Raw genomic sequence first — 10,441 nt, forward strand, 5'->3', positions numbered from 1 at the left:
TTATGTCCCAGCCACTTTTTTGATACCTTATTTTTTCATGGTTTTGTCTGTAGCAAGGCGTGTATGCCAAGAAAGTGCTTCCTCTAAAATATGTGGCGTTTGTGCGTTGCCGGTTTTTTCAACGGCGCGGTCATAATAATCTTGTAGCTGTGCTTTGTAGTCCGGATGCGAACAATGCTCGATAATGAGCCTAGCACGTTCCTTTGGCGCGAGGCCGCGTAAATCCGCAATGCCTTGCTCGGTTACAATTACGTCAACATCATGCTCAGTATGGTCGACATGCGATACCATTGGGACAACAGATGAAATGGCACCGCCCTTCGCATAGGATTTTGTTACGAAAATGCCAAGGCGTGCATTTCGAGCGAAGTCACCAGAGCCACCTAGACCATTCATCATTTTAACGCCGGATACATGGGTTGAATTGACATTGCCATAAATATCAACCTCCAGTGCAGTGTTAACGGAAATTAAACCTAAACGACGAATAATTTCGGGGTGATTTGAAATCTCTTGTGGGCGTAGTACAAGCTTATCTTTATAGTTATCAAGATTACCATACACTCGATCGCCGCATTCTTTACTTAATGTAATCGATGTTGCAGAGGCAAAACGAACCTTGCCTGCATCAATTAGGTCAAATACCGCATCCTGGAGTACCTCTGAGTACACCTCTAGGTCATGAAATTCTGAATTTAAGAAGCCATTTAACACCGCATTCGCCACAGAACCAACACCTGATTGCAGTGGTGCTAATCGTTCTGTTAAGCGTCCAATTTTAATTTCTTCACGTAAAAAATGAAGCAGATGCTCAGCAATTTGTGCCGTTTCTGCGTCAGGCTGGACAATTAATGACGGTGCATCCGTAATATCAGAGAGCACAATACCTTTAATTTTTGCTGGGTCGACAGGAATGGCCGTTGTTCCAAGACGCTGCTCGATATTTGTCATTGGAATTGGCTCGCGATGCCCTTGATCCCCTGGAATATAAATATCATGTAAGCCCTCTAAATCAAGCGGGTGAGAAGTATTTAATTCAATAATAATATTCTGTGCATACTGTGCCATGATTGCTGAGTTACCGACAGATGTTGTCGGTACAATATGGCCCTCTTCAGTAATCGCAACGGCTTCAATGATTAAGTAATCAATCGGACCAATAATACCTGTACGGACTAATTCAGCATTTTGAGATAAATGCGCATCCATATAGAGTACCTTACCCGTATTAATAAGGTTACGAATGACCGGATCTCCTTGATAGGGTGCACGTTTTCGAATAATACCTGCTGCTGCCATTTTTTCATCAACTTCTGGGCCAAGTGAAGCCCCAGTAAAAACATCAATTTGGAAACGCTCCTTTTTAGCGCGTTCGACAAGCGCTAGTGGGACCATTTTTGCATCCCCTGCACGCGTAAAGCCACTCATCCCCACAAGTGACCCGTCGTTAATCCATGATGCTGCCTCCTCAGCTGAGACAACCTTATCTTGTAATGTAGCATAGCGAATACGATTTTCCATTTGCAACTTCCCCTTCCAATCATAAAGATTCATTTAGATGGAGACCGACACTACGACAACTGATGATGTGCTAATTACTCTATCATACCTGAAATTATGCGTTTATGTGTGAAAAATTATGTTTCCTGTATTAAAATGAAAGAAATGATGTTAAAGGGGTGGGGTAAATGTTGCATGAATTATATTGTCGAACATTTCAAAAGGGGTTTAAGCTTGCGTCAAAGGTGATGACATACCGAGAGCCTGAGCTATTAGAGGGGGAAAATAGTTTAGCTCGCTTACCTGCGCGTATTCGCCAGCAAGTGAACCATGTGCTTGTCGTAACAGATAAAGGATTAATGACGGCTGGGCTTGTTTTACCTTTTTTAGAGAAGCTAACGAGTGAAGGAGTCTCATTTACACTATATGATGATACTGTTGCCAATCCAACGATTCAAAATATTGAAGAAGCATATGCTCTTTATAACGAGCATAGCTGTGAGGGAATCGTCGCTTTTGGTGGTGGGTCACCAATGGACTGTGCGAAAGGGGTAGCTGCTTGTGTGGCGCGACCAAATTTAACGATTCCTCAAATGAAGGGCGTGTTAAAAGTTCGTAAAAATATGCCACCATTTTTTGCAATTCCAACAACCTCTGGGACAGGAAGTGAGGCAACGGTTGCGGCAGTTATTTCAGATAGTCAAACACACGAAAAATATGCCATCATGGATCCGGTTTTAGTACCGCATGTGGCAGTGCTTGACCCACTGCTCACAGTGAATTTACCGCCTTTTGTGACAGCGACAACAGGCATGGATGCACTTACACACGCCGTAGAGGCCTACATTGGAAAAAGTAATACAGCAGAAACACTTCGAGCGAGTGAGGAAGCGGTGCAATTAATTTTTGACAATTTATATGAAACGTATATACATCCTGAAAACCTTCAGGCTCGCGCTAATATGCAACGCGCATCCTATGTAGCAGGCTTTGCATTTACCCGTGCCTTTGTTGGTAATGTTCACTCTATTGCCCATACATTAGGCGGTTATTACGGCATTCCACACGGCTTAGCAAATGCAGTGCTATTACCTTATTTACTTAACTTTTATGGTGAAACGGTACATACGCCACTCGCAAAATTAGCGGCACTTGTTTCGATAGGAGATGACCATGATAGTGATGCTGTACGCGCTAAAAAATTCATTGAGGCCATTCAGCAGTTAAATGCGGATATGAATATTCCAACAAAACTAAAAGGTATCCAGAATCGAGATATTCCAGTGATGGTAAAACGTGCGTTAGCGGAATCAAACCCTTTATATCCTGTTCCGAAAATTATGAATGAGAGTGAAATGCATTATATTTATCAGCTAGTAAAAGGCTAAATAATTAAGTAGTGTCAAAATATATTAAAAAATCGGAATCAATTAGAGATTCCGACTTTTTAATGCGAAAATTCATAAAAAAGATTAAAAAAGTCTTGAAAAATAAGTAAAATAGTTCTAAAACTTATTTAAATGAGTGTATCTATAGTAATGTAACAGGTAAAAGCATCTTTAACCGTCACATGAAGCATTTATCAGATGCCCAAAAGGATATGCTAGAATATACCGAGAATACGAAGAAAATGCTGCAAATGATTAATAATATTGCGAAAAGCACGCGTATTTTAGGGTTAAATGCAGGGATTGAAGCAGCGCGTTCAGGCGAAGCTGGAAAAGGGTTTTCAGTCGTGGCAAGTGAAATTACAAAGCTAGCGAATCAGTCTGCCGATTCGGTAAATGAAATCAATCAAGTGATGGACAATTTAACACAGCAAGTTGTTGAAATTTCAAAAATTGTGGATGACACATATACGATTTCAAGTGAGCAGGGCGAGGCAATTACAAGCATTACTGAAGCATTAGATCAACTAACACTTGTTTCTGAAAAAGTAAGTGAATTGTCGAAGAAAATGTAGCATAAAAAAAGAAGGAATCGTGCGTTGTTGGCACGATTCCTTCTTTTTATTTTGGATTAATATGAATAGGGAGATAAATGCTTTCTAGCGTTTTTCTTATTGGCGAATTAACCCAGTCGTTTTCGCAGCGAGCTGTTCCTGTGCGGTTATATATTCTTTATATAATTGGTCTACATAGGCTTTTACTGGTTGTACGGTTTTAATCGCACCGATCCCTTGCCCGCTTCCCCAAATATCTTTCCACGCCTTTGCATCGCCACCAAAGCTCATTTTCGATGGGTCACTTTCAGCTAAATCATTTGGATTAAGCCCGGCATTTTCAATGGATGGTTTTAAGTAATTGCCATGAACACCTGTAAAAAGATTACTATAAACGATATCATCGGCCTGGCTAGTCACAATCATCTCTTTGTAAGCCTCGACCGCATTGGCTTCCTCTGTCGCGATAAATGGGGAGCCAATATAGGCGAAATCTGCCCCCATTGCCTGGGCCGCTAAAATCGATTGACCTGTCGCGATAGAGCCCGATAAAGCAAGTGGACCATCAAACCATTCGCGAATTTCCTGGACAAGTGCAAATGGGCTAAGTGAGCCGGCATGTCCACCAGCTCCAGCAGCCACCGCAATTAAACCATCTGCGCCCTTTTCAATCGCTTTTTTCGCAAATTTATTGTTAATGACATCATGTAGGCATAGACCACCGTAGCTATGTGCCGCGTCAAATACTTCCGTACGCGCGCCGAGCGAAGAAATGATAATCGGCACTTTATATTTCACGCAAAGTTCCATATCATGCTCTAGGCGGTCATTCGTGTGATGGACGATTTGATTAATGGCAAAAGGGGCTGCTGGATTCTCTGGATTTTTCGCATTATAGCTTGCTAATTCTTCTGTAATTTCCGCGAGCCATTCATCTAATAATTCCTTTGGACGGGCATTGAGCGCCGGCATCGAGCCGACAATCCCAGCCTTACATTGTTCAATCACTAACTTTGGTGTGCTAATAATAAACATGGGTGAACCAATTACAGGTAAACGTAAATTTGAAATTGCTGTCATACAAATCGCCTCCGTTTTCTAGTTAGCTTCACTATACTGTATTTTTTTTACAGTATATACATACAAAGTGTAGGAATGAATAAAAAAAATTACTACAAATTGTGTAATTCCTTTAATTTTAATGCCAATTGTAACGTAAAGCGTGTTTCGCTATGCTGTAACGAGCAATGCAGTGCCTCTTCGATTTTTTCAAGTCGATATAATAGCGTGCTACGGTGAATGAACAGTGCTTTCGCTGTTTCAGAGGCATGGCCATTATGCGCTAAGTACTGCTTCAAGGTGTCAACTAGCTGCGGGGACAGGGCGGCTAATTGCTCTGTCACAAATGCGTCGTAATGCTCGATTTCTTGCAGTAGCGGTAAGACGCCTAAGGTTGCATAGTCTATACAGGCTGTACTAATTAACGGAAGTGCCTGCTGAAGTTTTGTGAGCTCTGTGCGTACATCTTGAAGCTTTTGAATAGGTCGGCTATACAGCAGTTTAATCGGCGCAGATTTTTGAATATGGTCATAAAAAGCATGACACTGTGTACGGTCTTTAAATAATAAAACAGCGTGCTCATAATGCTGGATAACGGTTAATGCGGGCTCAAATGGCTTTGCTTTTTCCGTCATATCGATAGTCGTTTCGACAACGGCAATAAATAAAGGCAATGTTAGATCAATATTTAATAAATTGGCCTGTGCTAACACACTTTGCATATCAAAAGGTTGCTGTAATAAGCGCTCAAGTAACTGCTCCTTTTTCTTCTCATAGGCCTCAACCGCAACTTTTTGTTTCATAAATTGAATCGCATACATGTTTTTCGCCACTTCAATCGATAGCTGTACATAATGCGTAGTAGGAGAGGGCTTAAGTAAGGCAATATAGCCGAGTACATCATGACCGACATGAATCGGGTGGTGTTCATTCAAACTGTCATAAGGCTGCTTCGTATCAAGCCAGGCTTCAGATAAAACGTGATGGAAGCGGTCGAAAATAACAACAGAATTTTGTAAAAGTTCGCTAATTTTTTTCGTGAGACCGTCAAAAGCATCACCAATTAATGTTTCGTTTAATAATGTTTGCTGATAGAGGAGTAATTGCTCGAGTTGCTGTTTATCATCTTTTTCATGCTGATACAACATGGATACACCGACATCTTTACCGAATTCATTAAAAACGGTGCCCATATCTGGAATGAGCTCAATCGGCGTTAAATAACCGATTAAACAAAAACCAAAGCGCGTGTCATCGATTTTAAATGGGACTGTAAACCATGACGGGACATCGGTATACTGCATCATTTGAAAAAGCGCACAGCTTTCTAACAAATGTAAATGTGTTACGACTTCCTCCGTTAGAAGTGGTGTACATTCATTGACGTTTAGCGGAAAGGAATTGGCTAATGGATGTGCCTCGCCACTCCAAGCCTTTAGCACATATTGCCCGTTATTTGCCATGGCAATTGCTGAAAAATCGATTGGGAGCTCTTTACGACAAGCATCTGCTATGTAAGAAAAGGCATCCTCTGTTGATAGGTGAACAAGCTGTCTTGAGGCGTCACGTAGCTGTTTCGCTACACGCTCGACAAGTTTCTGTGTTTGCATCATAAAGCCCCCCTTTTTTACTATTATAGTCTGCTTTTTTCCAGATTGCGAAAAGGTACTATAGACGCGTTAGAGAATGAGAGAAAAGGGAATACCATAAGAGAGGGTTGCTAGAGAGAATTTACTGTAGCAGCACATCAAGTTTGAGAGGAGAAGGTATAATGCTAAGCTTTATTTGGTATATCATTATTGGTGGTATTTTAGGATGGCTCGGAGGACTAATTGTCGGTAAAGATGTTCCAGGCGGAGTAATTGGCAATATTATCGCCGGGATTATCGGGGCGTTTATTGGTGGTTCGTTATTAGGTCATTGGGGACCAAAAGTAAGCGACTTCTATATTTTACCTACTTTACTTGGTACGATTATTTTAATTTTAATTGTCAGCTTTATTATGAAAGCGATGGGCAAATCAAGAGCATAATTAGTAATTTAAAAGGAATTCCTGTTACTTGGGAATTCCTTTTTCATGTTAGGAAAGAAATGCATGAAATCTTGTCATCCAGCGGTGAATAAAGGGCTTATAAAGAAAAGTGGACGTGACATCAGGATGTAATTATTCATTACTACTGCATTTTTATACAAATTTCGCTCGAATTCATCATAACAGTTGGAATTTTCTAAATTTATTGTACAATTTATCGTAATCATATATACAGGGGGATTTCATTCATGACAACAAAAGTTGGGATTATTGGATACGGAAATTTAGGTCGCGGTGTAGAAGGGGCGATTGCACAAAATGACGATATGGAGCTAGTAGCGGTATTTACGCGTCGTGATCCAAAAACCGTAACGATTGCAGGGGATGCGGCAATTCATCACGTTGATGATGCTGAGCAATTTATCGGTAAAATCGATGTCATGATTTTATGCGGTGGTTCCGCAACGGATTTACCAGAGCAAGTGCCACATTTTGCACAGTGGTTTAACACAATTGATAGCTTTGATACACACGCAAAAATTCCAGAATTCTTTGCAACGGTTGATGCGGTAAATGCGGCATCAAATACCGTGTCAATTATTTCAGTTGGTTGGGACCCAGGTCTATTTTCATTAAATCGTGCATTAGGAGAAGCGGTCTTGCCACAAGGGGATACGTATACATTCTGGGGAGATGGTCTAAGCCAAGGTCACTCAGACGCTGTTCGCCGTATTAATGGCGTAGCGAAAGCCGTACAATATACACTACCTGTTCCTGCAGCAGTAGAGCGTGTACGTAACGGTGAGGCGCCTACGCTGTCAACACGTGAAAAACATACACGTGTATGCTATGTGGTAGCAAAAGAAGGCGCAGATACAGAAAAAATTACAGAAGAAATCATCACAATGCCAAACTACTTTGCAGATTATGATACGACAGTTCACTTTATTTCAGCGGAAGAATTTGCGAAAGATCATACAGGTATGCCACATGGTGGATTTGTGATTCGTAGTGGTCAGTCACAAGCAGGGCATAAACAGATTGTAGAATTCAATTTAAAATTAGAAAGCAATCCTTACTTCACATCAAGCGTTTTAGTTGCTTATGCGCGCGCGGCACATCGTCTAGCGCAAAAAGGTGATTTTGGTGCAAAATCGGTATTAGATATTCCAGTAAGTGCGATTTCGCCAAAATCAGGAGAGGCCTTACGTAAGGAACTATTATAGACAGGCAACAGTTGCATTCCCGCAAATAGGCATGCTATACTAGAAAAAATTAAATGTTCGTTTTAGGAGGAGTCTGTCACAAAAGGGTATCTATGCCCTTTTGTGATAGGCTTCTTTTTTGCGTTCATTTTATTTTCTACTAAAAAAGGGTATTTATAGAAAAAGAAAAGGAGGCGTTATCTATGCAGCTATGGATGATTTTTTTACCGGTTATTGCCGCGCTTTTTATGCCATTGTTATTTAAAAAAATCAAACTACATACAGGCTGGTTTGTGTTAATCGTGCCAGTTGTGCTCGTCAGCTACTACGCGTCAAAAATTGGTGACCGGGCAACCTACGCATCGTGGACATGGGTAGCAGATTTGCAGCTTAAAATTGACTCATCTCTTGATGGACTTGGGTTATTATTCTCCATTTTAATTACCGGAATTGGTGCACTTGTTGTACTGTATTCCATTTTTTACTTAGATAAGACGAAGGAGCAACTACATAATTTCTATATGTATTTACTGCTCTTTATGACAGCGATGCTTGGCGTTGTTCAGTCAGACAATGTCATGAGTCTTTATTTATTTTGGGAGTTAACGTCGATTTCGTCATTTTTATTAATCGGTTACTGGTTTACGCGTGATGCTTCGCGTTTTGGTGCTTTAAAGTCAATGATGATTACCGTCTTTGGTGGCCTTTTAATGCTTGGTGGGTTTTTAATTCTCGCCAACATCACAGGCACGATGTCGATTTCTGAAATGCTTCTGCATACGACAGAAATTAAAGAAAGTCCGTATTTCACACTAGCGGCTATTCTTGTTTTACTCGGTGCGCTTACGAAATCTGCACAGTTTCCATTTTATATTTGGCTACCTGATGCGATGGAAGCACCGACGCCTGTTAGTGCGTATTTACACTCAGCTACGATGGTAAAGGCAGGGATTTATTTAGTGGCGCGCTTCACGCCCATATTTGCATATAGTACGACATGGATTTGGCTCATTGTTATTCTTGGCCTTATTACATTATTCTGGGGCTCCTTCTTTGCGACGAAGCAGCGTGATTTAAAAGGCATTCTCGCCTTTTCAACAGTCAGTCAGCTCGGCATGATCATGTCGATGCTTGGCGTTGCGGCGATGAGCTATCATGTGGATGGCAATGCCGAAAATGTCTTTAAGTATGCAGGCTTTGCGGCGCTATTTCATTTAATTAATCATGCGACATTTAAAGGTGCCTTATTTATGATTGCAGGAATTATTGACCATGAGACTGGCACACGAGATATTCGTAAACTTGGTGGCCTGATGAGTTTAATGCCGATTAGCTTTACGGTTGCAATGATTACAAGCCTTTCAATGGCCGGATTGCCACCATTTAATGGCTTTTTATCAAAAGAGTTATTTTTCACAACGATGCTTAGTGCACAAGACTTCAGTTGGTCAACAGTCGCAGTACTGATTCCCGTTGTTGCATGGCTAGCGAGCGTTTTTACGTTTGTGTACTGTTTATACTTCGTGACAGGTATTTTCTTTGGAAAACGTCACGAATTACCGAAAAAACCGCATGAAGCACCAATTGGTATGCTTATTTCGCCATTGGTGTTAGCATCATTTGTTGTTGTGTTATTTTTCATTCCAAATGTTGTGACAGATGCATTAATTAAGCCAGCTGTTTTAGCGATTCAACCAAATCAATTCTTAACAGTTGGTGATATAGACATTCACATTTCAATGTGGCATGGCTTTAATACGGAGCTGTTGATGACAATTGGTGTGGTTGTCGTTGGTTTTGGATTATTTATGACGGTTAAACATTGGCGTAAGGTGTATTCACTTGTGCCAGAGTGGTTTTCACTGAATCAACTGTATCGTCGTATGATGCGTCTAGCCGATGAGGATATGACAAAGGTATCGAAGCGCTATATGACAGGCTCGATTCGTACGTATTTCATTTATATGTTTGCGGCAATTGTCATCATCGTCGTGTCGACGCTCTTTATGAAAGACGGCTATGCCTTTGATACAGCACACGCTAGTGATATCGGTGCCTTTGATATTGCCCTCGTTGTTGTGCTTGTGCTCGGGACATTGACCGTATTATTTGCGCGTACACGTCTTACGGCGATTATCGCGCTTGGTGTCGTCGGGTATTCGGTGGCGATGTTCTTCGTATTATTTAATGCACCAGATTTAGCGCTAACACAGCTCTCGATTGAAACGGTGTCCGTTGCGCTATTTTTATTAGCGTTTTACCATTTACCGAAACTTAGTCGTCATGAGGCACGCTTACCCTTTAGATTAGGGAACTTTGTGATTGCGCTCGCGGTAGGTGTCATGGTGACGCTCATGGCGCTCGCTTCACAGTCGCAAAAATTATTACCATCAATTAGTGAATATTATAAAGAAACCGTTTATAAAGAAGCGGGCGGCGGAAATATCGTCAATGTTATTTTAGTCGATTATCGTGGCTTTGATACATTGTTTGAAATTACCGTATTAGCGATTGCAGGTATGGCGATTTTCGGCATGATTAAGCTACGTCGCAAGAAGGGAGCGGATAAAAATGAAATTAAATAATGTCATTATGCGCACGATGACGCAAATGGTGTTCTTTATCATTTTCTTGTTCTCGATTCATATTTTCTTAGCAGGACATTTCGCACCTGGAGGCGGATTTGTCGGCGGTTTATTAATG

At 41.1% G+C, this 10,441-nt stretch carries 9 protein-coding genes; 6 read left to right on the forward strand and 3 right to left on the reverse strand.

Annotated features, from left to right (window positions below; genetic code table 11):
- Nucleotides 1-27: 27 nt before the first annotated feature.
- A complete protein-coding gene (locus KTHG_RS12495) occupies nucleotides 28-1,521 on the reverse strand; it encodes a succinyl-CoA:acetate CoA-transferase ScpC (protein WP_139993974.1) in 1,494 nt (497 codons plus the stop codon).
- Nucleotides 1,522-1,691: 170 nt separating this feature from the next.
- Here KTHG_RS12495 and KTHG_RS12500 point away from each other — a divergent pair, with 170 nt between their 5' ends.
- Both KTHG_RS12500 and KTHG_RS12505 read left to right on the forward strand, forming a co-directional pair.
- The gene (locus tag KTHG_RS12500) at nucleotides 1,692-2,888 is read left to right on the forward strand and encodes an iron-containing alcohol dehydrogenase (RefSeq protein ID WP_139994273.1); all 1,197 of its coding nucleotides are present in this window, start codon (nucleotides 1,692-1,694) and stop codon (nucleotides 2,886-2,888) included.
- A gap of 182 nt (nucleotides 2,889-3,070) precedes the next feature.
- Nucleotides 3,071-3,463, forward strand: coding sequence for a methyl-accepting chemotaxis protein (locus tag KTHG_RS12505; protein ID WP_139993976.1), 393 nt, complete (start codon nucleotides 3,071-3,073; stop codon nucleotides 3,461-3,463).
- 96 nt (nucleotides 3,464-3,559) lie between these two features.
- Here KTHG_RS12505 and KTHG_RS12510 read toward each other — a convergent pair whose 3' ends face one another.
- Nucleotides 3,560-4,522: an NAD(P)H-dependent flavin oxidoreductase gene (locus KTHG_RS12510; protein ID WP_139993978.1), complete on the reverse strand. Its 963-nt coding sequence runs from the start codon at nucleotides 4,520-4,522 to the stop codon at nucleotides 3,560-3,562.
- A 92-nt stretch (nucleotides 4,523-4,614) separates the two neighbouring features.
- Nucleotides 4,615-6,114 carry a PucR family transcriptional regulator gene (locus KTHG_RS12515; protein ID WP_126989429.1) on the reverse strand — a complete coding sequence of 500 codons (1,500 nt, stop codon included), beginning with the start codon at nucleotides 6,112-6,114 and terminating at the stop codon, nucleotides 4,615-4,617.
- Nucleotides 6,115-6,272: 158 nt separating this feature from the next.
- On the opposite strand from KTHG_RS12515, the gene KTHG_RS12520 reads away from it, so the two are divergent.
- From KTHG_RS12520 to KTHG_RS12535, 4 genes are all read left to right on the forward strand, one after another.
- Nucleotides 6,273-6,533 (forward strand): GlsB/YeaQ/YmgE family stress response membrane protein, encoded by a 261-nt coding sequence (locus KTHG_RS12520; RefSeq protein ID WP_126989430.1) that lies wholly within the window; start codon nucleotides 6,273-6,275, stop codon nucleotides 6,531-6,533.
- Nucleotides 6,534-6,781: 248 nt separating this feature from the next.
- A complete protein-coding gene (locus tag KTHG_RS12525) occupies nucleotides 6,782-7,759 on the forward strand; it encodes a diaminopimelate dehydrogenase (RefSeq protein WP_139993980.1) in 978 nt (325 codons plus the stop codon).
- Nucleotides 7,760-7,941: 182 nt separating this feature from the next.
- On the forward strand, nucleotides 7,942-10,323 hold the full coding sequence (locus KTHG_RS12530) for a Na+/H+ antiporter subunit A (protein ID WP_126989432.1): 2,382 nt from the start codon (nucleotides 7,942-7,944) through the stop codon (nucleotides 10,321-10,323).
- Nucleotides 10,324-10,339: 16 nt separating this feature from the next.
- The coding region (locus KTHG_RS12535; protein ID WP_370362771.1) for an MnhB domain-containing protein at nucleotides 10,340-10,441 on the forward strand (102 nt) is incomplete at its 3' end.

It is taken from the genome of Kurthia sp. Dielmo, assembly GCF_000307285.2.
In the GTDB taxonomy this organism is placed as follows: domain Bacteria; phylum Bacillota; class Bacilli; order Bacillales_A; family Planococcaceae; genus Kurthia; species Kurthia populi.

Excerpts from the sequence above, each read along its gene's own strand:
- KTHG_RS12495 (WP_139993974.1), bottom strand. The coding sequence starts at position 1,521 with ATGGAAAATCGTATTCGCTATGCTACATTACAAGATAAGGTTGTCTCA.
- KTHG_RS12505 (WP_139993976.1), top strand. The coding sequence starts at position 3,071 with ATGAAGCATTTATCAGATGCCCAAAAGGATATGCTAGAATATACCGAG.
- KTHG_RS12510 (WP_139993978.1), bottom strand. The coding sequence starts at position 4,522 with ATGACAGCAATTTCAAATTTACGTTTACCTGTAATTGGTTCACCCATG.
- KTHG_RS12515 (WP_126989429.1), bottom strand. The coding sequence starts at position 6,114 with ATGATGCAAACACAGAAACTTGTCGAGCGTGTAGCGAAACAGCTACGT.
- KTHG_RS12520 (WP_126989430.1), top strand. The coding sequence starts at position 6,273 with ATGCTAAGCTTTATTTGGTATATCATTATTGGTGGTATTTTAGGATGG.
- KTHG_RS12525 (WP_139993980.1), top strand. The coding sequence starts at position 6,782 with ATGACAACAAAAGTTGGGATTATTGGATACGGAAATTTAGGTCGCGGT.
- KTHG_RS12530 (WP_126989432.1), top strand. The coding sequence starts at position 7,942 with ATGCAGCTATGGATGATTTTTTTACCGGTTATTGCCGCGCTTTTTATG.